Source organism: Acetobacter tropicalis, assembly GCF_030644465.1.
Classification (GTDB): domain Bacteria; phylum Pseudomonadota; class Alphaproteobacteria; order Acetobacterales; family Acetobacteraceae; genus Acetobacter; species Acetobacter tropicalis.
The window spans coordinates 2,012,344-2,034,151 of sequence record NZ_JAUYUW010000001.1 but is presented as its reverse complement, the minus strand read 5'-3'; the positions used below and the strand labels follow the sequence as shown (position 1 = coordinate 2,034,151).

Here is a 21,808-nt window from a genome sequence, read left to right as displayed (position 1 = left end):
ACGACACGTAATACGGAGCAAAGCCCATGGAAACCGTCGTCGTTCGCAAACAGGGTAATTCTGTCGGTGTTACCCTTCCGGCGGAAACACGTATCCGCCTTGGTCTGGAAGTCGGGCAGGAACTCACGCTGGTCGAAATGGCCGATGGCATCAAGCTCGTAAAGCGCAATCTCAAGCTTGAACGCCAGATGCAGATGGCGCGCGAGACGCTGCGTGAGCAAGCTGACGTTCTGCAGGAACTGGCTAAGCGCTGATGGACGATACGCCTGAGTTTCTGGAGCCTGACGCGGTGCTGTTCATGCACGATCAGGCTCTGAAGGAATATGGTGGGACACATGGTCTCAAAAGCGAGAACCTGCTGCACAGCGCGTTAGCTCTCGCCGAAAACCGATGGCACTATGCTGAAGCGCCTCGATCGGACCCCGCAACTCTGGCAGCTGCCTACGCTTATGGCATTGCGCGTAATCATCCCTTCAATGACGCCAACAAGCGGACAGCCTGGAGCTGCTGCGTTCTTTTCCTTCGGCTGAATGGAACCCGTGTGCAGGTCAGCGCCCCGGACGCCGTCGAGGCCATGGTGGCTCTGGCGGCTGGCGCAATGGGGGAAGACGCGTTCGCGGCGTGGCTTCGGCAGCATTTTCAAAATCAGTGATTCATATATTCTCGACATCGGACCAGATTTTCTTATGAGCACGACACCCCGCACTGCCTCCCTGTCCTCCATGATCTGGCAGGTCGCCGATCTCCTGCGAGGCGATTTCAAGCCAGCCGAATACGGCCGGATCATCCTGCCCTTTACCGTTCTGCGCCGCCTTGATGCCGTTCTGGCTCCGACCCGTGACAAGGTACTGAAGGAAAAGGAAAAGTGGGAGAGCAAAGGGATTGACCCAATGCCTTTCATGGAGAAAGCTGCAGGTTTGCGGTTCGTGAACACATCTGACTTCACGCTGAAAGGCGTGCTGGACGATCCAGGCAACCTGACAGAGAACCTCTCGGTCTATATCAACGCTTTCTCTCCTGCCGCCCGCGACATCTTCGGCCACTTCCGCTTTGCCGAACAAACAGACCGGCTGGCTAAAGCCAATCTCCTCTATCTGGTACTCGAAAAATTCATCAGCTTCGATCTCAGTAATAAAGCCGTTGATAACCACCAGATGGGGCAGGTGTTCGAGGAACTGATCCGCAAATTTTCGGAAGCCTCCAATGAGACCGCTGGTGAGCACTTCACCCCGCGCGAAGTCATCAAACTGATGGTGAACCTCATCTTTGCCGAGGATGACAGCCTGCTGACTCCTGGCAATGCCGCCGTCCGCACCATTTATGACCCCACCGCTGGCACCGGCGGTATGCTCTCCGTCGCGGAAGAGTTCCTGCTCGACCACAATCCGGACGCCCGTCTGACCATGTTCGGGCAGGAGCTGAACCCGGAATCCTATGCCATCTGTAAGGCTGACATGCTGATCCGTAATCAGGATGTCAGCAACATCCGCCTTGGCAATACGCTCTCCGATGATGAACTGGCGGACCACAAATTCGACTACATGCTCTCCAATCCGCCCTTCGGCGTGGAGTGGAAGAAGGTCGAGAAAACCGTGCGCGCCGAGCATGAAAAGCTGGGTTATGACGGACGCTTCGGCCCCGGCCTGCCGCGTATCTCGGACGGCTCCATGCTGTTTCTGCTCCATCTTGTCCACAAGATGCGCCCGACGAAGGACGGCGGTGCACGCTTTGGCATCGTCCTGAACGGCTCGCCCCTGTTCACGGGTGCTGCCGGGTCTGGCGAGTCCGAAATCCGGCGCTTCGTTCTGGAAGAAGATCTGGTTGAAGCCATCATCGCGCTGCCGACCGATATGTTCTTCAATACCGGCATTGCCACCTATGTCTGGGTACTGACAAACCGCAAGCCGAAAAACCGCAAGGGGAAAGTGCAACTGATCGATGCCTCCTCCTTCTGGCAGAAAATGCGGAAAAGCCTCGGCTCCAAACGCAAGGAAATGGGGGAGGACGACATCACCCTTGTCACGCGCCTGTTCCGGAACGCGCAGGAGGCGCAGCTTGCCACCATCACTGCCACAGACGGCACGCAGACACGCGCGGTCGTGATGCAGGGTGAAGCGCCACCGGAAGCGCCCGAAGGCGGCAAGGTCCGGCTCGCGCCGCTCAGTCGCATCTTCAATAACGAGGATTTCGGTTATCAGACCATCACCGTGGAGCGTCCGCAGCGCGACGAGGACGGCAAGATCGTCCTCGGTCAGCGTGGCAAGGCGAAGGGCAAACCTGTGCCCGACAGCAGCCTGCGCGATACGGAAAATGTGCCGCTGAATGATGACATTCACGCCTACTTCAAACGCGAAGTCCTTCCCCATGCCCCGGATGCGTGGATTGATGAGGACAAGACAAAGATCGGCTATGAAATTCCATTTAACCGGTATTTCTATGTGTTCGAGCCCCCGCGCCCGCTTGCGGAGATTGATGCCGACCTGAAAGAGGTGACCGCGAAAATCATGGCGATGCTCGGGGAGCTTTCGGCATGAGTTTCCCAAAGTATGCGGCTTATAAGGACAGTGGGGTCGAGTGGATTGGGGAGATTCCGGTTGGGTGGAATATGATCCAACTCAAACGGATTATCTCAGTTGTTTATGGCGACAGCTTAAAAAATGAAGACCGCGCTGAGGATGGCTCTGTCCCAGTCTATGGTTCTAATGGGGTGGTCGGTTTTCACAATATTTCTAATACACCATCTCCAACAATAATGATCGGAAGAAAAGGTTCGTGCGGTGCATTGAACTGGTCTCAAATTCCTGCTTTCGCAATCGATACCGTATTTTTTGTTGAATTATCATCTTCGATAAATATGCGATGGGTTTATTGGTTGCTGCACGTTTTGAATTTAGCATCATTAAGTCAAGATATCGGCGTGCCGGGTTTGTCACGTGAAACACTATATAGCCAATTAGTCACCTTTCCCCCATTTCCCGAACAGCAGGCAATAGCCAGCTTTCTGGACCGCGAGTGCGGGAAGATTGACGCCCTGATTGCCGAACAGGAACGGCTGATTGCCCTCCTTGCGGAAAAGCGGCAGGCCGTCATCTCCCACGCCGTCACAAAAGGCCTGAATCCCAACGCCTCCATGAAGGACTCTGGCATCCCGTGGATCGGGATGGTGCCGGAAGGGTGGGAAATGAAGCGGATTAAGGATTGTGGTTGTAGAATAGTCGATTGTAAAAATCGTACGCCAGAAAATCATCCAGCCGGAAAATTTTTTGTTGTAAGAACTTCTTGTATCAAGGACGGCGTTTTTATCCCTGATTCAGGATATTTTACAGATGAAACCAACTTCGTTGAATGGACCGAAAAAGGCGTTCCTCAATTTGGTGACGTGCTATTTACACGCGAAGCCCCCGCTGGTGAGGCTTGTCTTGCTCCTGAAAATATTGAATTTTGTTTGGGGCAAAGAATGATGTTTATTCGACCTTTACCCCAAATACTTTCGAATAAATTCTTACTATATTCTATTTATGGAGGTCTTGCACGAGAGAGAATTATTGAGAGGTCAAAAGGAAGTACAGTTGGTCATTTGAGAGTGGGCGATGTAGGTGCATTGCCGCTGCTCCTACCACCTTATGAAACGCAACTTGCAATTGTCGATTCTTTAGAGGGCGAACTCTCAAGTGTTCGAATTCTGACGGACGCTTCGCAAAAATCAATTGTTCTCCTCAAAGAACGCCGAGCTGCCCTCATCTCCGCCGCCGTCACCGGCAAGATCGACGTTCGCGCCCAGAGCAAGGCCGTTGCAGCATGATCGACACCAAAGGCCGCTCTCTGGAGCTTTTCTATATCGACGGTCATCCGGACGGGATGATCACCGCTGAACTCTTCAACTGGACGGGGCATGTGTTCGTCACGCCTCGCACACGCCTGACGGAGGCGCTCAAACGGGAGGAAGCTGGTTACGCTGGGGTTTACCTGCTGCTGGGTGAGAAAGAAGGAGAAGACTTCGCCTATATTGGGGAGGCCGAAGATCTTGGTGTCAGGCTCAAGCAGCATGCGGCGGCGAGTGATAAGGACTGGTGGGAAACAGCCGTTCTGGTATCGGCCAGTGCTAACCGGCTAAACAAGGCGCATGTAAAGTATCTGGAAGCGCGGCTTATCGCTATGGCGCGGGAGATCGGGCATACACCGCTACACAACGGCAATTCTCCAAAGCTGCCGGGTCTGACGGAAGCGGATATCGCCAAAATGGAAGCGTTTCTTGCCAGTCTGATGGTGGTTTTGCCTGCTATTCGGGTAGATATGTTCATTCAGCGTAGCCGTCCGGCGGGCTCGTCGCGCCCTGTTCCTGCTTTTGAAGCGGCGGAAGCGGATCAGGCCGCAACGGAGAGCGTTCGTTTCGTGCTGAACAAGCCCCGCATTGATCTGACGGCGAAGGCAATTTTTCAGGGCGGCGAATTTATTGTCGAGGCCGGGTCGCAAGCCCGGAGCGAGTGGTACGGAGAGGGCGGTCAGAGTGCATCGTACCAACCGTTGCATGACGAGTTGGTGCGGTCCGGCATCCTGCAAATGGTAGGAACGCATCGTGTGTTCACCAAAGACTATGCGTTCCGAAGCCCAAGCGCAGCAGCCGCAGTTGTTTTCGGCCATTCCGTGAGTGGCCCTGCCGCATGGAAGCTGGAGAGCAACCCAGACATCTCATTCCGGGACTGGCAGGCCCGTCAACTTGATGCCGTAACAGAAAAAGATGCTAGCGAATGACCGATCTTCACAAGGAGCACCATCTAGAATCCGAAATCTGCGATTACCTTGGGCGCTCCGGCTGGCTTTACGAGGAAGGCTCGGCGGCCCGATATGACGTGGGGCTGGCGTTGTTCCCTGAAGACCTGCTGGCATGGGTACGCGAATGCGAGCCCGAGGCGTGGGAAACGCTGGAAAAAACGCACGGCAGCTCAGCGGGGGCTGTGTTGTGCCAGCGGGTGCGGGATGCGCTGAACACACGGGGCGCGCTGGTTGTTCTGCGGGACGGGCTGGACATTATCGGACTGACAAAAACACTGAAAATCTGTCAGTTCCGTCCGGCTCTAACGATGAACCCGCATTTGCAGTATCGTTATGACGCCAATTGCCTGCGCGTTGTACGACAGGTGCGTTATTCGTCCAGTAACGGCAATGAGCTGGATCTGGTGCTGTTTCTGAATGGCGTTCCGGTTGCGACCGCCGAACTGAAATCAAACTACACTCAGTCAGTTCAGGATGCGGTGGAGCAGTATTGCACCGACCGCCTGCCAAAACCGCCGGGAAAGCCTGCGGAGCCTCTGCTTTCGGTACCTGGTGGCGCGGTCGTGCATTTTGCTGTCAGCAACAGCGATGTGATGATGTGCACACATCTGGATGGCGCGCACAGCCGCTTCCTGCCGTTCAACCAAGGGAACGCTGGCGGTGCGGGCAATCCCGGCACTACGGCGTATCTGTGGCAGGAAGTCTGGCAGCCTGACTCATGGTTGGATATTCTGGGCCGCTACGTCATTCCGGTGAAGAAAAAGGGGAAAATCGCGGGCTGGATCTTTCCGCGCTATCATCAGCTTGCCGCCACACGGCTGCTGGTTTCCACTATTCTGGAGGAAGGGCCGGGGCAGCGTTACCTAATCCAGCACTCTGCCGGGTCAGGCAAGACAAACTCCATCGCATGGACGGCACATTTTCTGTCCGACCTGCATGACAGTCATAATCACAAGCTGTTCGATACGGTCATCGTGGTGTCAGACCGTACCGTGCTGGATCGGCAGCTTTCGGAAACCATTGAGAGCTTCGAGCGCACGCGTGGGGTCGTGGCGTCGATCTCTGGCAACGGGGGCAGCAAAAGCCAAGAACTTGCGGCGGCCTTGCATACCGGCAAGAAAATCATCATCTGCACGATTCAGACCTTTCCATTCGCTCTGGAAGAAATCCGTAAGCTTGCTGCAGCCGAGGGCAAGCATTTCGTCGTGATTGCTGATGAGGCTCATTCCTCCCAGACCGGCACTTCGGCCAGTAAACTCAAGGCTGCTCTTTCCGCCGGTGAACTGGCGGAGCTTGCGGACGGTGGGGAGATCAGCACGGAAGACCTGCTGGCGGCGGAAATGGCGCAGAGGACGGCAGCAGACGCTGGCATTTCCTTCATTGCGTTCACGGCTACACCAAAGGCCAAAACGCTGGAACTGTTCGGGCGCCTGCCGCATCCGGATCAGCCCAAGGGCAAGCACAATAAGCCTGAGGCGTTCCATGTCTATTCCATGCGGCAGGCTATCGAAGAAGGCTTCATCCTCGATGTGTTGCAGAATTATGTGTCCTGGAAACAGGCGTTTCGCCTAAGCCAGAACGGACAGATTCTGGATGACACGGAAGTCGAGGCTTCGGAGGCAAAGAAAGCACTGATGAAGTGGGTGCGCCTGCATCCCACCAACATCACCGCCCGGGTGCAGATCGTAGTGGAGCATTTCCGTCAGAATGTGCAGCCTCTCCTTGGCGGTAAGGCCCGCGCCATGGTCGTGACTGCCAGCCGCAAGGAGGCCGTGCGTTGGAAACTGGCTATGGATCGCTATGTGAAGGAAAAACATTATCCATTTGGGCTTCTCGCAGCATTCTCGGGCGAAGTGGATGACCCGGAAAGTGGTCCGGAACCCTTTACGGAAAGCAATATCAACCCGGCCCTCAAAGGGCGCGACCTGAGGGAAGTCTTTGCCGAAGATCCATGGCGGATTCTGATCGTGGCGAACAAGTTCCAGACGGGTTTCGATCAGCCTTTGCTATGCGGCATGTATGTGGATCGTAAACTCGGCGGGATTCAGGCTGTCCAGACGCTTTCACGCCTGAATCGCTGCTATCCGGGCAAGGACATGACCTTCGTTGTCGACTTCGAGAACGATCCCGAAGACATCCTCAAGGCGTTCCAGCAATATTACACGAAGGCCGAGCTGGCGGACCTCAGTGACCCGAACTGCGTGGTGAACCTGCGCCACAAGCTGGATGATGCCGGGTTGTATGATCAGCCTGAAGTGGATCGGGTGGCTCATATCCTCACAAATCCGAAAGCGTCACAGCAGCAGCTTGATGCGGCCATTGTGCCGGTCAGTTCCCGTGTGCTGGGCCGCTATCGTGAGGCGCGGAAAATCATTCAGGACGAACCCGAAAGCTCACAGGAGCGGAAGGAAGCAAAGGAGCGCATTGACGAACTGGTTCAGTTCCGGAGTGATCTGGCATCTTACGTGCGGATGTATGAGTTTTTTAGCCAGATGCTGAACTACGGCAATCCGGATTATGAAAAGCTGTACCTGTTTGCAAAGATGCTGTGGCCGTTACTGAAGTTCGACCGTGAGCGTGAGACCATTGACACGACGACTTTACGTCTGACGCATCACCGTATGAAAGACCTTGGCAAGCAGAAGCTTGGACTGAAGAACGAAGCCGGTGATGGGCTGGAGCCGATAAAGGAAGCTGGTTCGGGGCAACCGCAGGACAAAGTGAAGGTGCAGCTTTCCCGCATCATTGAGGCAATCAATGACCTATTCGAAGGGGATCTGACGGATGGTGACAAGGTGGCGTTTGTCACTGGGCTGGAAACCAAGCTGGCAGAATCAGAAAAACTACGCGAGCAGGCAAAGGCTAACACAAAGGATCAGTTCGCTAACTCACCTGACCTTCAGGAAGAAGGGCTGAACGCGACCATTGAGCTTATGGAAGCTCATGAAAAAATGGGCAAACAGTTGCTGAACGATAACTCGCTGTTGCGTGCTGTTATTGCCGCCATCGTGAAGCAAGGCGGCCTTTGGGAGGGATTTCAGGGATAGGAGACTTTAAGCACCATCGGCGACCATTGTACTCGTATAGTGTAGCCAAACTTTTTTGACATGACTTGGGCTACAACCTACCAAGCGGGCTGTTTCTAAAATACTTGTGCCACCTTGTCGGAGTGCCACTATCCGTTCGTGAACTTTGCGATTTGGCTTTCGTCCTCTGTATCTTCCTAAGGTTTTTGCCTGCTCAATACCTTGTTTCTGGCGCTCTCGTCTGTCTTCGTAGTCTTCTCGCGCCATTTGCAGAGAGAGCCGCAAAAGCATTTCTTGCATGGCTTCCAGGACCACACGAGTTACGCCTTCAGCTTCTGCAAGGACCTCGGACAGATCCACCAGTCCGGGAATTGCAAGTCTTGCTCCACGCTGCCGGATTGTCTGGACCAGTCTATCTGCCTCCCCCAATGGCAGGCGGCTGATTCGGTCCATCTTTTCAGCAATAACCAGCTCTCCTGGCTGAAGGTCAGAGGTGGTCCCCATTTTTCGGACAGGGCGATAAGCTATCATCTGGCCTGAACGAGGACGGGTTTTATGGGCAAGGTTACGCGGAAACGGTATGCGGCAGAGTTTAAGTCACGGGTTGCGCTGGAGGCGATCCGTGGGGAACTGACGCTGGCGGAACTGGCTTCGAAACATGGCGTGCATCAGACGATGATCGCCCAATGGAAGCGCCAGGCGATCGAAGGCATGGCAAGCCTTTTTTCTGGTAAGTCAGTAACGGAACCTTCAGTCAGCCCTGCTGATGTAGAGAAACTGCACGCCAAGATCGGCCAGTTGCTGGTGGAACGGGATTTTTTGCGGGATGCCTCTGCTCGGTTGGGCGTGATCAGAGGCGGCAGATGATTGACCCGAAGAGAGCATGCCTGCCGATAATCCGGCAATGCACGCTACTGCAACTCAACCGGTCGGGCGTCTACTATCGGCCTGTGCCACAGAGCGAAGCCAATCTGGAGCTGATGCGGCTGATCGACGCCCAGTTCCTGGAAACGCCGTATTATGGCTCACGGCAGATGACATGGCATCTGCGCCGCCTGGGACATGAAGTGGGCCGCAAGCGGGTCCGGCGGCTCATGGCGATCATGGGCCTGCGGGCGATCTACCAGAAGCCGCGCACGACCGTGCCCCATCCGGAGCATCGGAAATATCCATATCTGCTACGGGATCTGGTCATCAATCGGCCTGACCAGGTCTGGTGTTCCGATATCACATATATTCCCATGAAACGGGGATTTCTCTATCTCGTGGCGATCATGGACTGGTTCACGCGCAAGGTCCTGTCCTGGCGTCTGTCGAACACGATGGACGTGGAGTTCTGTATCGAGGCGCTACAGGATGCCCTCATGCGCTATGGCGCCCCGGACATTTTCAATACTGACCAGGGGTCGCAATTTACGACACCCCGTTTCACCGGGATACTGGAAGAGCGTCAGATCCGCATCAGTATGGACGGGCGTGGGCGATGGCTGGACAACGTGTTCATCGAGCGTCTGTGGCGGTCGCTGAAATATGAATGCGTCTACCTGCACGCGTTCGAGACCGGATCAGAGCTGAGGGCCGGGCTTGGCAGATGGATCGCCCATTATAACGAAAGGCGTCCGCATACGGCGCTGGCTGGACGAACGCCCGATGAGGCGTATCATAACGTGCCGACGCCATCTGGTCCGGGGTTAACCCCGGACCAGATGGCCAACAGCAACGCCGTCAGAAGGGCGGCATAACAACAACCGGGTATAGCTTATCAAGCCCGCAAAACTGTCCGAACGGACGGGACCACCTCTGTCGGAGATCATACGCATTAATTCCGGTCGGTCAGAACGTGCGCCAGATGCTTTTTCTCTGTAGACGGCAGCGATGTAACATCCCGCTGCACGGGCATCTTCAACAATCCGCTCCTGCCTTCGTAAATCTTGCTGATCAGTACTCACGCGGAGATACACCCGGGCGATTTTAGGGTGACTTGCTTCGGCTCGCTGTTGGTCAATATGGGCATGGCTCATTAGGGTATACTCAAAAGAGCTTCGCAGATTGACGATGGCTCTTTATTAAAAAGACAATGCTAATGAGCTAGGTTCACTTTAGCCAACTCAAAAGAGCCCTTCTGCGCATAATGCGCAGAATGTTTTATCTGAATCCTGAGGCTTTCATATCCCGAAGACGATAATCAAACACAAAACAAGTTACTCCTCCCCATTCTTCAGGTCTGATCATTATCATTTTGTAGCTAACCAGAAAAACAAGAAGAAGCTTTTTTCTTCGCCCGCTCAACTATTGCCTGCGCATTAGCAATTACCTCAGTCTGCCCTGTCTTATTGGCATCAGCGATAAAAAGATCTTGTTCTTCAGTAGTCTGACATAAACTTTCCGGATCAATCCGACTCGTGGACACCCGCATGTACTGCTCCTCGTAATAGTCCGTTAATTTCACTTAATTATCAGTTTGATAAACTTGATAGCTTAAATGTCACTTGCACATTCATTACGGCCAAAATTCTCAAGAGATCAGTCAGTTTCAAATCTTTCTTATTTGATAGAACACTGAGAAGCTCCTCGGTAGATTGTACATCATCATTTGAAGCACAATCCCTACTTCGCGCTTTCGCGATCACTTCTAACGCATGAACAAAAGCGCGGCAGCTACCATCCTGCCACGCCATATTAAGCAAATTCTCTTGAACATGAGGATCTGAGGCAGCGCGAACGCTATCAAAAATTTTCAGTCTTGGAGAACTGGTTCGTAACTTGTCTACGGTCATAATTATCGCGAAGCTCCTCTTCTAATCTAAACGTCTTACCAAAGTAATACGCAAACCCCGCAGAAAACTGCCAGAAAATAGAAAAACGTCTTACGCAAATAATACCAAACGTAATATCCAAACGAAAAAATTCTTTTCTTATCAATGACTTGCAGTCTTTTAGGACTGCGTATTGTGTATGACCAATTTAAGGCTCAAAACACGCTTCCAGATTAAGGGAAAAAGAACCTTCCACTCCTCATCAAAAGCCCAAAAATCGTCCTACTGCGGAGCGTAGCGACCTTAAACAACGAATTGACGATAGAATAACAATGAAAAAACAGAAAAAGTCAGATACTATAACAACTAACCAACAACATAATGACCATCAGATCACGACAAAATCTGGAAAAAACAGAATATGGAAATCAATCTCGAAACCCCTAAAAAAGCTAGTAAAATAGTTTTAAAGTGGATGCCTAAAATTGAAGCGTGGCGAGATGAAGGTTTCACAAGAGAGCAAGCATTTTTGAAATTTAAAAAAGCTACTGGAATATCAATTACTTTCCGTACTTTTACGAGCTACGTGGCACGGTATCGTAACCAATCAAGGATTCTAGGAAATGGAAATGCTGATTGTATTGCACAATCCAATCCGAAGCCCAACGCGGCTCCCCATACCATGTTACTGGCATCAAATGGACAACAATCCAACGCTCCACACTCACGCAACGACGAGGAGTTACTGAGTCCGATAATCGCACCGTCCTCAGAACCATGGAAACCGAAGAAACGTTTTAATCCGATTGGAGCAATAGAGGAAATGAAAAAACGTGGAGAAATATAAATTTCTTAAGTAAACACTTTTACTTGTATTATTTTTTCATCAAGAAATATATTAAAATAAAATACTGTATTTTTTAAAAACTATATATTTTCCTATTTAATTTTTAAATAAAAAATAATTATGAATATTTTTATTATATGACTGATATAATAAACAGAGAATATTCCTTGAATTTTTTATTATTTTTTGTGTTGACGAAATTTATAAATTTGAGACAGAAAAGTCTTCTAGCTTGTGAGGTTGGATGTTTGAGCATCCAACCTCACGCAGAACCGCAAGAAGCACCTAGCGGCCTGCTATGACAGACTTTCTACACCATTCTGGAATGAAATTCATCCCAGAAATAGTGTAAACCCGTCATAAAATGGCCGCCTGTCGGAGACAGGTATAGTGACCATTGATCTTTGCTCCTTTTCGAGGCAGCTTTTCACTGAAAAAACAGCGGCAACCCGTCTTGGAATTTCTCTCGCTACGTTAAAACGCGAACGAAGAGATAAAAAAATCGGCTATATAAAAATTCGTTCTCGATATCGCTACACAGAAGACCATTTGACTGACTATTTAAAGAGAAATGAGATATGTCCGAAGGCAAATTTCGAATTGGAGAATATTTCCTCGATCGACGTAAAAATTCACAAGCATGGTGTGCTTGCTACTACGAACCAAAAACAAGACAAACAAAGCGAACATCGCTTCGCACAACTGTTTTTCATGAAGCACAAATAAAACTTGCAGAATATGTGGCAGAACACTCGGTTAAACGCAATGTGCATAATTCAGATGCAACTATGGCAACCATTTTTTTTCGTTACTTCAAGAAACATAGTAAACAGACACGAAGCGCCCAACCGAACTATCGCGCATTGCAGTTAGTTTTAGACTGTCTCAAACCAAATTACACCGTCGCAGATTATACCATTTCTGAACAACAGCGCATTTCTGAATATATGCGTAGCCAAGGTTATTCTGCCGGGTATACGCGCCGAATTATGGGTATTGCCGCTGCTGTCATAAACTGGGCGTGGAAAAATGGTGAAATCGAACGTCAAATCCCCATTGTATTACCTCCTGATGGTACAGGCCGCGAACGCATAATGACCATTCAAGAGATGGCGCGATTATGGGATGTTGATATGCCACCGCACCTTCGCATGTTTCTGGCCCTTATAATTGGTACGGCGTCACGACCGGAAGCTCTTCTGGAACTTACGCGTGAACAGTGTGATTTACAGCACGGAGTAATAGACCTTAACCCACCCGGCCGACCCCGCACAAAAAAGCGGCGACCCCGTGTGCCAATGCCTGCGTTCTTGCGCCCATGGATTGAGACCGTACCTTCGGGACATCTCGTGACTTACAAGAGCAAGCCGATCTTGAAAATTAATGGTGCATGGCGAGCTGCGAGAGAAGCGGCTGACCTATCGCCTGAAATTGTTCCCTACACCGTTCGCCATACTATGGCGACCGAACTGATCACTCGTGGCGTACCTGAGATAGAAGTCGCTTCTCTCATGGGACATGCCATGCCCAATCTTCGCACCACAGGCCGCTATGTGCATGTGCGTCCGGACTTCCTCGCCAACGCCAGACAGGCTATTGAAGAGGTCGCAAGCGCCATTGACCGGGTGGCAGCCCGGTCAATGGTAAATCTCAATTTGCGTGCTAATAGCGTGCTAGACTCAACTGCAAAGGATGGCAGTCCAATGCATAAGCCTCAGAAAACCGTTGGTTTTCTGCCGGATAAAGATGGTGGGCGCAACAGGGATTGAACCTGTGACCCCTACCATGTCAAGGTAGTGCTCTACCGCTGAGCTATGCGCCCATCCTTAACCGTGGGCGCGTTCTATCCTTCTTGCGTTCAAAGCGCAAGCCCACAATGATACCCGAATGAAAAATATTGCCCACACGCTTATCCGACGTGGCCTGAATCGCGTTTTTCCTGGCGGTGAGGGCACGTCTCACCCAGAAACGGACCGGGTTGCCGCGCCGCCGCCGGTGCTGGTTTCGGGCGCTGTGGAAACGCCACTGGTGCTGGCCTCGCCCCATTCCGGGTGTTTTTACCCGGAAGCCTTTGTGCAAAATAGCCGTCAGCCGCTCCATCGCCTGCGCAGTGGGGAGGACAGTTATGTGGAAGAACTCGCGGCAGGCGCGCATGCGTTAGGGCCTGTCCTGTTATCCGCCACCTTCCCCCGTGCGTTTTGTGATGTGAACCGGGCCGCGTGGGACCTTGATCCGCGCATGTTTGACGGACCCGTGCCCAGCTTTGTCAAAGCCACACATCGGGGACTTTCCGGGTTGGGTTCCATTCCGCGTATTGTGGCCGATAACCGCCCAATCTATCACACTCGCATCCCGTTCATGGAAGCGGCTTTACGCATCCGTGACTACTGGATGCCTTATCACGCCACTCTGGCGGAAACTCTGCGCCTGACCCACGCCCGGCATGGCATTTGCCTGTTACTGGACCTACACTCCATGCCGGATGCGCCTGAAGCAGGATCTCCCGATTTTGTGTTGGGGGACGGCTACGGTACAAGCTGCGACAGCCGCTTTGTGACTACGGCGGAAGATACGCTTACAAACCTTGGCTACAAAACCACACGCAACAACCCGTATGCAGGAGGGTACATCACCCGCCATTATGGACGCCCGCGTGAAGGGCTGCATGCCTTGCAAATAGAAATCCGGCGCGGTCTGTATATGGACGAGGCAACACGCACGAAAAACCAGGGCTTTGAACCCCTTCAACACACATTGACCACCCTTACGGCACAGCTTCTGCAAAGCCATTCCCGCCGAACGATGACATAAACCCTTCTTTATTTTAAACAGATTTGAGGAAAACTGACGGAATACGATGCAGCGCACTTTCCGTTCCGGTTTCAACAAGTGCGCGTAGATCCAGACTATCCAGATCGGTCTCCTGCCGTTTGCCCTGAAACCCTTCCAAGAAACGGACCATGCTGCGATTGGAAACCCGATGTGAGCCACCATGCCCTGTTTGAAGGGCTCGTGCGCTCCATTTCAACTGCCGGGTCAACGCCAGACGCTCCAGCATATGGGTCTGATCTGCGTATTTCAGATGAAACATCCATAAATCCGTATCCAGCACGCTCGGCTGCTGACAGGTATGGAACCCCGGATTCCACGCCAACGGCACGGAAGATAGCAACGTTTTGCAAGACCATGACCGCACGGCCCCATAAGGACGCTGCGCCAGAATTGGTGCCTCCCACTGCACAGGGGGCAAACCGGCTTCCTGCTGCATGACATCCACCCCCACGCACCGGATGGTTTTATGAGGGGTGTGCGCCACATAATCCTGCAAGGACAGATAGTGAGACGGACGCGCCACCAGCAGTTCATCGCAGTCTGTAAAAAGAACAAATTTGTAGCGCTCAAGAAGGGTCTTCTGAAATGAAGCCACCTGAGCAGCGCGGTCTATTTCATCCAGTTCATCTCTTGGCAGTGTGATGATCTGGCATCCCGGCAAGTCAGGAAGATGATCGCTGCCATGATCCAGCACATACACATTCCCCGCCCCCGCCTGCCTGACATAATGGCGCGCCCATACCGGCAGCATCTGATGCTCATTATAGACCATGGTGAAGACTGCCAGACTCTTCCGGCCTTCCTGATGCGTCTCCCCTGCCTTGGCAGAACGGGACGACTGCCCTCTCCCGGAAAACCGCTGACCCAGGCCCTGAAGGACTGACTTGACTGCACGCCACACTGAACGAAACTCCTTTCAGACCGTTCTGTCATTCTCTCTCGGTTTTGTTTGCTGCGCCACCTTTCATCACCAGCGTCTTCCGCAGGCGGCTGACGCGTGCGACAGAGGAAGAGTAAAGTCATCCATTTCAGGAATTGTTCTTCCATGAGACACCCTTTGTTTTCCGGTTCGTTCCTCTCCCGCCTTCGCACCGGGGCCGCACTGGGGCTATGCCTTTCCGCTTTGGCTGCCTGCCAGACACCCTCACCCGCCACGGCAACCCCGACCGAGCAGACCAACGCCTCAGCGCCCCCACAGGCAGCACAGGCTGTCAGACCCGAGGTCAAATCCCGCACGCCGGTAATTGGCATGGCCAACCCTGCCTCCGTCCATTGCCAGAAGGCCGGTGGCACGCTTGAAATCCGACAGGGAACAAAAGGGGCTTATGGCATCTGCCACATGCCCGATGGCCGCATGTGTGAGGAATGGTCCTTCTTCCGCACAGGAAAATGCAGTGCCGAGTCTCTGAAAAATTCGTAACCTTCGGGCTCGGAACCTATTGAAAACGTTTTCCTTTCATCACATCTCCCTAGAGTGCTGTGCAAACAGCGCCTGAGCATATGCAGAAGGCGGTAGTCTTTGGCCTACGGGTGAAGGGTGCCGTGCTTGTGACGCAACAGACGACGCAAATTTGCGAGGACCACGACTGATGACAGATACAGCCAAGGCTGCAACAGGCAGCGAAACACGGGAATTCAGCGCCGAAGTCGGGCGGCTTCTCGATCTGGTTGTTCATTCCCTGTATTCCGAGCGGGAAATCTTCCTGCGTGAACTGGTGGCCAACGCGGCTGACGCCACGGACCGCCGACGTTTTGAAGCCCTGACCGACGGCGCACGCGCCCTGCCGGAAGACGCCAAGATCCGTATCAACCCGGATAAGGACGCCCGCCTTCTGACCATCAGCGATGATGGCACCGGCATGACCCGGGAAGAGCTTGTTTCCAACCTTGGCACCATTGCGCGCTCTGGCACCCGCGCATTTGGCAAACAGCTTCAGGACGCGAAACCGGAAGATCGGCCCAACCTGATTGGCCAGTTTGGCGTGGGCTTCTACGCCGCATTCATGGTGGCGGATAAGGTCGATGTGGTCTCCCGCCGGGCGGGATCTGATGAAGCCTGGCGCTGGACATCAGACGGCAAGGGGTCCTACACGCTTGAACCTGCCACGCGCGAAAAAGCGGGCACCGACATTACCCTGCACATCAAGACCGATGCAGACGAGTTTCTGGATAGCTGGCGCTTGCAGGCCATTATCCGCAAATGGTCTGACCATATTGCATGGCCGGTTTCCATTGTTCGCGACGGCAAGGAAGAAGCCGCCAATGAGGGCACAGCCCTGTGGCGCAAGCCCAAAAATGAAGTAACGGAAGAACAACTGAACGAGTTCTACCGCCATATCACCCACAATTTTGATACACCGTGGGACACGCTGCACTGGCGCGCGGAAGGCACGCTTGAATTTTCAGCCCTGCTGTTTATTCCCGGCAGCCGCCCGTTTGAATTTGCCGAGCAGACGCGCGAGAGCCGCGTAAAGCTGCATGTGCGCCGGATGTTCATTACAGATGAAGCCGATATCCTGCCCCCATGGCTGCGCTTTGTGCAGGGTGTGGTGGATACGGAAGACCTGCCCCTGAATGTCTCGCGTGAAATGCTACAGGCCACCCCTGTTCTGGCGCGCATTCGCAAGGCTGTGACCAGCAAGGTGATGGGTGAACTGAAAACCCGCGCCAAGGATGCTGAAGCCTACGCCACCTTCTGGGAAAACTTTGGCCCTGTGCTGAAGGAAGGCATGTGGGATGATGCCGCACACCGTACAGAAGTGGCAGGCATCAGCCGGTTCCGCTCCAGCGCGGTGGAGGGGCTTACCTCTCTTGATGACTATATCAGCCGCATGAAGCCGGAACAGGACGCCATTTATTACCTGACTGGCGATAACGCGGAAACATTGGCAGCTTCTCCGCAGATTGAAGGCTTCAAGGCGCGTGGCGTGGAAGTTCTGCTGCTGTCTGACCCGGTTGATTCCTTCTGGCCGGACCGTTTGTCCAGCTATGAAGGCAAAGCACTGCGTAACGTGGCGCAGGGCCAGAATGATCTGGAAAAATTTGGCGCACCTGAAGAAACAAGCGCCGAAAAAGCCGATATGGACACCCTTTTGCCCGCACTGAAAACAGCACTGGGCGATGCGGTATCAGACGTGCGCACCACAGATCGGCTGGTCAACAGCGCCATGGTGCTGACTGCGCCGGAAGGCGGCCCGGATCTGCAACTGCAAAAACTGATGCAGCGGAGCGGCCAATCTCTTCCGGCCGTAACGCCGGTGCTGGAACTGAACCCGGCCCACCCGGTTGTTCACAATCTGGCGGAGAAGGTGAAAGCGGGTGAACCCATAACGGATCTGGCCCACATCCTGTTGGACGTCGCCAGTATTCAGAGCGGAGAACCCCCCAAGGATGTCAATGCGTTCTCCCGCAGGCTGATGGATTATCTGGCAGGCTCCGCTCCCGCAAAGGACGCTGAACCCGCCTGACCTTCACACCGTTTTTCTCACGTTCAAGAAGCGTCCGGGTAATGCCCGGGCGCTTTTTTTATGGTGTAAGGAGAACAGATACCCCCTTCCCCGCCAGGAGACCTGCTGCAATGGGCGCGCCGCCAAAGCTCATCCAGTCCATTGAGCGTTCCGCTGCCATTCTGGAAATTATTGCACAGGAAGGCGGGGGCGCACGCCTGCAACAGATTGCCGCCATTGCAGGAATAGGAAAAACTACTGCGCATAACATCCTGCAAACCCTTACGCACCTCGGCTATGTGCAACGGCGGCCCGGTGATATGCGCTACCATCTTGGCGGTCGGATTTTAAATCTGGCGCGCATTGCCGGGGACGACAACATCCTGCGCTGCCGCCTGCGCCCCGCTCTGGACTCCATTGCCCGCAAGAGCAAGGCCACGGTCTGGCTTGCCGTGCCCAGCGGAGATGAAGCCACCTATCTTGATATTCTGCCAGCGCCCGGCCAACCCCACCCCGCTCCTTCTGGTATGAGACAACGGGAAAAACTGGAAGGCTCCGCAGTTGGGCTTGTTTTTCTGGCCTTTGTGCCCGGCTTGGGCAAACGTGTTCTGTACCACCACTTCCTTCAAATGGATGACACCATTCATGCCCGGATTGAGGACGTACGCGCCAAAGGATACGCTCTGGATCTTGAAACCTATCGCCACGGCATGCATGGCGTGGCCATCCCGTGGCGGGACAAAGGGGAAGTAAAAGCCAGTATCTGCCTGACTGGTGCGGCTGAGCACCTGCCTCCCTCCCGATTGATCCGTCTGGCATGGATGATGATGCAGGAGGTAGAGAAGAAGACCGTTCAGCAATGTTGAATAAAGAAAGATTTACTGGTCTTGCGTCTTCCCTCTCTCACTATCATAGCTAACCTCCGCCTTTTTCTGAGAGAATGAAGATCTAGTTCCATGAAACTTTCCTCCGCCACGGCCATGCTGGAGACCGCACTTGCAGAGGCTCAGCGGATGGGCGTTCAGGTTTGTGTCTCCATTGTAGATGCAGCCGCCTGGCCCGTAGCCTTTGCCCGTATGGAAGGCACTCCGCTTGGCTCTATTGATGTCTGCAACAAGAAAGCCCGCACCGCCGTTCTGTTTCAGATGGACAGTGCGGATTTTGCCAAGATTGCCCACCCGGATGGCCATGCCTACTCGCTGGAAAACACCAATGGTGGCCTGACCAGCTTTGGCGGTGGACTGGTTTTGAAAACCACAGACGGAACCGTTATGGGTGCTATTGGTGTCTCTGGCGCCAGCACGGAAGATGACATCGCCATAGCGCGCAAGGCCGCCCTCTGCCTGACCTCCTGACACGCCTTTTTTAGCCTGAGACCCGTTTATGACAACAGAAACCGTGCTGCCTGAAGGCGGCGTTCCCCTGGTCATCCCCCCGCGGGGCAGAACCGCTGCCCTGCTGACCCTCACCTTCGGCACCTTTGTTGTCGGCACTGGCGAATTTGCCATTATGGGCATGCTGCCGGAATTTGCAGCCTCCCTCGGTCTTTCAGATGCAGATGCAGGCCACGCCATTACCGCCTATGCGCTGGGTGTTGTGATTGGTGCGCCACTCATCACCATTCTGGGGGCGCGCCTATCCCGTCGGGAACTGCTGCTCAGCCTGCTGCTGCTATTCTGCTTTGGCAATTTCCTCAGCATTGCCATGCCCTCACCCGGATTGGTGGAGATCGCGCGGTTTATCACGGGTCTGCCACACGGGGCGTTGTTTGGTATTTCGGCTTTGGTTGCGGCCTCCATGGTGGAACGGAAACGCCGGGGGTGGGCGGTTGGGCGCGTGCTCTCAGGCATTGCCATTTCAACCCTTGTGGGTGCACCTTTTTCCACCTTCGCGGCGGATCATTTTGGCTGGCGTATTGCCTATCTGATTATTGGGCTGTTTGGATTCATGACCTTTCTGGGCGTATGGCGCTATATTCCGGCAGATCGCCCCAACCGCTCCAATTCGCCTCTGCGGGAAGTCAGCGCCATTGGCAATACGCAGGTTCTGCTAACCTTGCTGACTGCAGCTGTAGGGTTTGGCGGTATGTTCGCCATCTACACCTATCTGACCAGCGTGTTGCAGAACGTCACGCTGGTGCCGGAATGGGAAATCATGCTGTTCATGATTGTGTGGGGGCTTGGCATGCTGACGGGAGCCAATGCAGGGGCATGGCTGGTTGACCGCAATCTGGATATAGCCGCCATTCTGGCCCTTTCTGGCAGCGCGTTGGCCATGCTGGTGTTTCCCGTTGTTTTGCACAGCACGGCAGGCCTGATGCTGGATGTGTTTCTGGTGCCCACCTTTGTGAACGGTCTGGGGCCAGCGTTGCAGACACGCCTGATGGATTTTGCAGGAGACGCCCAGACCCTTGCCGCCTCCCTCAACCACTCGGCGTTCAATATCGCCAATGCACTGGGGGCATCACTGGGCAGTGTGCTTCTGGCCAACCATTACGGGTATGGAGCACTCGGCGTAGGGGGAGCCCTCCTCTCTGTCGGCGGGCTGCTGGTCTATCTTCTGGCCGTGGTTCTTCTGAAAAAGAGTGGGCAGACAGAAACGCGGAGCTCTCTTTCCTGAAGACAACAGCCCTTGCTTGTCATTTTCCTGCCAATAGGGAGCAAAGTCCTCTTTCAGGCTTCCTCTGATAAGAGCTGAATAGCTGCCTGTAAAAACATTTGGCACAGTTCAGATCTGTCACCTAAGAACGGCGTCATCTGTTTCTCTTCCATCCATCAGGATACAAGCAATGGGCCGCCCCCAAGACAGTATAATCGTCACAAACCGCACCATGATGCTTGTGGCGATCCTGCTTTGTCTGCTGATCACATTTGTGCGGTGGCCTGAAATACTGCTGGATGCCCAGTTCTGGGGGGAAGATGGCTGGTTCTGGTGGCCTGAAGCGCGCTCACTGGGGCTTTCCAGCCTATGGCTACCCCATACGGGTTATTTTCAGACCGATGACCGGCTTGTCGCCCTGTTGTCGGCCCTGTTGCCCCTTACATGGGGACCAACGCTGTTTGCTGGGGCTGCCTTTGTTTTTGAAGTGCTGCCTCCTGCGTTTCTCATTTCGCAACGCTGTGCGGCCCTTTGCCCCTCCCTCCCTCTCCGCTGCTTTTTGGCACTGATGTGGTGTGCGCTCCCCAATACGTGGGAAGTCCATGGCAATCTGACCAACAGCCAATGGCATCTGGCCCTGCTATCGTTTCTGATTGTGCTGTCATCACCGCCACGCACACGGGGAGCCTGGACATTTGACACCTTGCTTCTGGCACTCAGCGCCGTAAGCGGCCCTTTCAGTATTCTGCTGGTTCCCATCGCTGCCCTGCGCGCTTGGCAGCTTCCTTCCAGAGCCAGCATGGTCAGGCTCGCCCTTCTGGCAGCCGGTGCCACACTTCAGGCCGCCAGTATTTATCTGACTCAACGGGGCATGCCCCCGCTTCTTGGTGCAACCCCCACAAACTTCGTACGGCTTATGGCTGGCCAAATCATGATGGGTTCTTTGGCAGGCTGCCTGCAGTTGCCCTACTGGTATGCGCTGGGTTCCTGGAAAATTGCGTTGCTGCCGTGGCTTCTGTTTCTGGTTGGCGCGTGGCTGTGCATTGATGCTTTACGCCGTTGGCCTGTGCTACGTTATGCGGGCCTGTTTACCGCACTCATGCTCCTTGCCAGCCTCTCCCACCCCGTGGCCACACCGGGCACCCCGGTCTGGATCGCTATGCGTGCGCCCAATATGAGCATGCGTTACCTTTTTATTCCATTGGTCTTCTGGGTCAGCGTGGTTGTCATTCAGGCTCTGGGCGCGCGATGGAGCTGGGCAAAAGGCACGGCTCTGGTTTTCCTCGCGCTGATGGTCGGTTTTGGTATTCCGCAGGACTGGCGCTTTGAGCCCGAACCCAACCGCAATTTTTATGAACTTGCGCATCAGTTTGATAAAGCCCCACCCGGCACCCAGATAACCGTGCCTGTCCGCCCTAGCTCACAGGTCACCCTGACGCGGTAAAACAGTTAAAAAATGCTGGCTCAGGCTGGGAATTTTTACTGCTTCTGAAGCAATGACTTGGGCCCATTCTCTTCAGTCCGGGTATC

General features: G+C 53.8%; 21 protein-coding genes, 1 tRNA gene and 1 pseudogene. 17 read left to right on the top strand and 6 right to left on the bottom strand.

From position 1 onward, the window contains the following. Positions 1-26: 26 nt before the first annotated feature. The 6 genes from QWU00_RS09075 (at position 27) to QWU00_RS09050 (ending at position 7,820) form a co-directional block, all read left to right on the top strand. Entirely contained in the window at positions 27-254 is a 228-nt protein-coding gene (locus QWU00_RS09075) for an AbrB/MazE/SpoVT family DNA-binding domain-containing protein (RefSeq protein WP_035382081.1), read from the top strand. Then, positions 254-652 (top strand): type II toxin-antitoxin system death-on-curing family toxin, encoded by a 399-nt coding sequence (locus QWU00_RS09070; RefSeq protein WP_035382080.1) that lies wholly within the window; start codon positions 254-256, stop codon positions 650-652. The genes QWU00_RS09075 and QWU00_RS09070 overlap by 1 nt, the downstream gene beginning before the upstream one ends. A gap of 70 nt (positions 653-722) precedes the next feature. Beyond that, positions 723-2,534: a type I restriction-modification system subunit M gene (locus QWU00_RS09065; protein WP_035382156.1), complete on the top strand. Its 1,812-nt coding sequence runs from the start codon at positions 723-725 to the stop codon at positions 2,532-2,534. Beyond that, on the top strand, positions 2,531-3,802 hold the full coding sequence (locus QWU00_RS09060) for a restriction endonuclease subunit S (protein WP_052051520.1): 1,272 nt from the start codon (positions 2,531-2,533) through the stop codon (positions 3,800-3,802). Before QWU00_RS09065 ends, QWU00_RS09060 begins: the two co-directional genes overlap by 4 nt. Then, on the top strand, positions 3,799-4,752 hold the full coding sequence (locus QWU00_RS09055) for a GIY-YIG nuclease family protein (protein WP_035382078.1): 954 nt from the start codon (positions 3,799-3,801) through the stop codon (positions 4,750-4,752). Before QWU00_RS09060 ends, QWU00_RS09055 begins: the two co-directional genes overlap by 4 nt. After that, positions 4,749-7,820 (top strand): type I restriction endonuclease subunit R, encoded by a 3,072-nt coding sequence (locus QWU00_RS09050; protein ID WP_035382076.1) that lies wholly within the window; start codon positions 4,749-4,751, stop codon positions 7,818-7,820. The genes QWU00_RS09055 and QWU00_RS09050 overlap by 4 nt, the downstream gene beginning before the upstream one ends. 6 nt (positions 7,821-7,826) lie before the next feature. Here the strand turns inward: QWU00_RS09050 and QWU00_RS09045 are convergent, their stop codons facing one another. After that, positions 7,827-8,330, bottom strand: a complete 504-nt coding sequence (locus tag QWU00_RS09045; RefSeq protein WP_081939142.1) for a helix-turn-helix domain-containing protein — start codon at positions 8,328-8,330, stop codon at positions 7,827-7,829. 24 nt (positions 8,331-8,354) lie between these two features. On the opposite strand from QWU00_RS09045, the gene QWU00_RS09040 reads away from it, so the two are divergent. Further along, positions 8,355-9,541, top strand: a protein-coding gene (locus QWU00_RS09040) for an IS3 family transposase (RefSeq protein ID WP_150395534.1) whose coding sequence is annotated in 2 segments (ribosomal slippage) — positions 8,355-8,625 and positions 8,625-9,541 — 1,188 coding nt in all. Because the reading frame shifts where the segments join, the coding sequence is not laid out codon by codon here. On the opposite strand, the gene QWU00_RS09035 is transcribed toward QWU00_RS09040, so the two are convergent. From QWU00_RS09035 to QWU00_RS09025, 3 genes are all read right to left on the bottom strand, one after another. After that, positions 9,491-9,820, bottom strand: a complete 330-nt coding sequence (locus QWU00_RS09035) for a recombinase family protein (RefSeq protein ID WP_456304783.1) — start codon at positions 9,818-9,820, stop codon at positions 9,491-9,493. The two genes, QWU00_RS09040 and QWU00_RS09035, sit on opposite strands and share 51 nt — an antisense overlap. Before the next feature lie 224 nt (positions 9,821-10,044). Further along, positions 10,045-10,215, bottom strand: a complete 171-nt coding sequence (locus tag QWU00_RS09030; protein ID WP_156105397.1) for a hypothetical protein — start codon at positions 10,213-10,215, stop codon at positions 10,045-10,047. Positions 10,216-10,255: 40 nt separating this feature from the next. Next, entirely contained in the window at positions 10,256-10,576 is a 321-nt protein-coding gene (locus QWU00_RS09025; RefSeq protein WP_035377019.1) for a helix-turn-helix domain-containing protein, read from the bottom strand. A gap of 400 nt (positions 10,577-10,976) precedes the next feature. On the opposite strand from QWU00_RS09025, the gene QWU00_RS09020 reads away from it, so the two are divergent. From QWU00_RS09020 to QWU00_RS09015, 3 genes and pseudogenes are all read left to right on the top strand, one after another. After that, the gene (locus QWU00_RS09020) at positions 10,977-11,402 is read left to right on the top strand and encodes a hypothetical protein (protein WP_035377021.1); all 426 of its coding nucleotides are present in this window, start codon (positions 10,977-10,979) and stop codon (positions 11,400-11,402) included. A gap of 390 nt (positions 11,403-11,792) precedes the next feature. Further along, positions 11,793-11,963: pseudogene (locus tag QWU00_RS16850) on the top strand (helix-turn-helix domain-containing protein); the annotation flags it as partial. A gap of 17 nt (positions 11,964-11,980) precedes the next feature. Beyond that, the gene (locus QWU00_RS09015) at positions 11,981-13,171 is read left to right on the top strand and encodes a tyrosine-type recombinase/integrase (RefSeq protein WP_081938905.1); all 1,191 of its coding nucleotides are present in this window, start codon (positions 11,981-11,983) and stop codon (positions 13,169-13,171) included. Here QWU00_RS09015 and QWU00_RS09010 read toward each other — a convergent pair. Then, positions 13,150-13,224 (bottom strand) — tRNA-Val (locus QWU00_RS09010). The genes QWU00_RS09015 and QWU00_RS09010 overlap by 22 nt on opposite strands. Positions 13,225-13,289: 65 nt before the next feature. Here QWU00_RS09010 and QWU00_RS09005 point away from each other — a divergent pair. Further along, entirely contained in the window at positions 13,290-14,213 is a 924-nt protein-coding gene (locus tag QWU00_RS09005) for an N-formylglutamate amidohydrolase (RefSeq protein WP_035377023.1), read from the top strand. A 13-nt stretch (positions 14,214-14,226) separates the two neighbouring features. Here QWU00_RS09005 and QWU00_RS09000 read toward each other — a convergent pair whose 3' ends face one another. Beyond that, positions 14,227-15,135 (bottom strand): glycosyltransferase family 2 protein, encoded by a 909-nt coding sequence (locus QWU00_RS09000; RefSeq protein WP_052051093.1) that lies wholly within the window; start codon positions 15,133-15,135, stop codon positions 14,227-14,229. A gap of 144 nt (positions 15,136-15,279) precedes the next feature. Here QWU00_RS09000 and QWU00_RS08995 point away from each other — a divergent pair, with 144 nt between their 5' ends. From QWU00_RS08995 to QWU00_RS08970, 6 genes are all read left to right on the top strand, one after another. Continuing rightward, a complete protein-coding gene (locus tag QWU00_RS08995; RefSeq protein WP_052051094.1) occupies positions 15,280-15,654 on the top strand; it encodes a putative hemolysin in 375 nt (124 codons plus the stop codon). A gap of 169 nt (positions 15,655-15,823) precedes the next feature. Continuing rightward, positions 15,824-17,701 carry a molecular chaperone HtpG gene (gene htpG / locus QWU00_RS08990; RefSeq protein WP_035377025.1) on the top strand — a complete coding sequence of 626 codons (1,878 nt, stop codon included), beginning with the start codon at positions 15,824-15,826 and terminating at the stop codon, positions 17,699-17,701. 110 nt (positions 17,702-17,811) lie between these two features. After that, positions 17,812-18,546 carry an IclR family transcriptional regulator gene (locus QWU00_RS08985; RefSeq protein WP_035377027.1) on the top strand — a complete coding sequence of 245 codons (735 nt, stop codon included), beginning with the start codon at positions 17,812-17,814 and terminating at the stop codon, positions 18,544-18,546. 90 nt (positions 18,547-18,636) lie between these two features. Then, positions 18,637-19,035: a GlcG/HbpS family heme-binding protein gene (locus QWU00_RS08980; protein ID WP_035377029.1), complete on the top strand. Its 399-nt coding sequence runs from the start codon at positions 18,637-18,639 to the stop codon at positions 19,033-19,035. 28 nt (positions 19,036-19,063) lie between these two features. After that, the gene (locus tag QWU00_RS08975; RefSeq protein WP_035377031.1) at positions 19,064-20,299 is read left to right on the top strand and encodes an MFS transporter; all 1,236 of its coding nucleotides are present in this window, start codon (positions 19,064-19,066) and stop codon (positions 20,297-20,299) included. A 169-nt stretch (positions 20,300-20,468) separates the two neighbouring features. Continuing rightward, complete coding sequence (locus QWU00_RS08970) at positions 20,469-21,722, top strand: hypothetical protein (protein ID WP_035377033.1); 1,254 nt, start codon at positions 20,469-20,471, stop codon at positions 21,720-21,722. Positions 21,723-21,808 lie beyond the last annotated feature (86 nt).

Excerpts from the sequence above, each read along its gene's own strand:
- QWU00_RS09075 (WP_035382081.1), top strand. The coding sequence starts at position 27 with ATGGAAACCGTCGTCGTTCGCAAACAGGGTAATTCTGTCGGTGTTACC.
- QWU00_RS09070 (WP_035382080.1), top strand. The coding sequence starts at position 254 with ATGGACGATACGCCTGAGTTTCTGGAGCCTGACGCGGTGCTGTTCATG.
- QWU00_RS09065 (WP_035382156.1), top strand. The coding sequence starts at position 723 with ATGATCTGGCAGGTCGCCGATCTCCTGCGAGGCGATTTCAAGCCAGCC.
- QWU00_RS09060 (WP_052051520.1), top strand. The coding sequence starts at position 2,531 with ATGAGTTTCCCAAAGTATGCGGCTTATAAGGACAGTGGGGTCGAGTGG.
- QWU00_RS09055 (WP_035382078.1), top strand. The coding sequence starts at position 3,799 with ATGATCGACACCAAAGGCCGCTCTCTGGAGCTTTTCTATATCGACGGT.
- QWU00_RS09050 (WP_035382076.1), top strand. The coding sequence starts at position 4,749 with ATGACCGATCTTCACAAGGAGCACCATCTAGAATCCGAAATCTGCGAT.
- QWU00_RS09045 (WP_081939142.1), bottom strand. The coding sequence starts at position 8,330 with ATGATAGCTTATCGCCCTGTCCGAAAAATGGGGACCACCTCTGACCTT.
- QWU00_RS09035 (WP_456304783.1), bottom strand. The coding sequence starts at position 9,820 with ATGAGCCATGCCCATATTGACCAACAGCGAGCCGAAGCAAGTCACCCT.
- QWU00_RS09030 (WP_156105397.1), bottom strand. The coding sequence starts at position 10,215 with ATGCGGGTGTCCACGAGTCGGATTGATCCGGAAAGTTTATGTCAGACT.
- QWU00_RS09025 (WP_035377019.1), bottom strand. The coding sequence starts at position 10,576 with ATGACCGTAGACAAGTTACGAACCAGTTCTCCAAGACTGAAAATTTTT.
- QWU00_RS09020 (WP_035377021.1), top strand. The coding sequence starts at position 10,977 with ATGGAAATCAATCTCGAAACCCCTAAAAAAGCTAGTAAAATAGTTTTA.
- QWU00_RS09015 (WP_081938905.1), top strand. The coding sequence starts at position 11,981 with ATGTCCGAAGGCAAATTTCGAATTGGAGAATATTTCCTCGATCGACGT.
- QWU00_RS09005 (WP_035377023.1), top strand. The coding sequence starts at position 13,290 with ATGAAAAATATTGCCCACACGCTTATCCGACGTGGCCTGAATCGCGTT.
- QWU00_RS08995 (WP_052051094.1), top strand. The coding sequence starts at position 15,280 with ATGAGACACCCTTTGTTTTCCGGTTCGTTCCTCTCCCGCCTTCGCACC.
- htpG (WP_035377025.1), top strand. The coding sequence starts at position 15,824 with ATGACAGATACAGCCAAGGCTGCAACAGGCAGCGAAACACGGGAATTC.
- QWU00_RS08985 (WP_035377027.1), top strand. The coding sequence starts at position 17,812 with ATGGGCGCGCCGCCAAAGCTCATCCAGTCCATTGAGCGTTCCGCTGCC.
- QWU00_RS08980 (WP_035377029.1), top strand. The coding sequence starts at position 18,637 with ATGAAACTTTCCTCCGCCACGGCCATGCTGGAGACCGCACTTGCAGAG.
- QWU00_RS08975 (WP_035377031.1), top strand. The coding sequence starts at position 19,064 with ATGACAACAGAAACCGTGCTGCCTGAAGGCGGCGTTCCCCTGGTCATC.
- QWU00_RS08970 (WP_035377033.1), top strand. The coding sequence starts at position 20,469 with ATGGGCCGCCCCCAAGACAGTATAATCGTCACAAACCGCACCATGATG.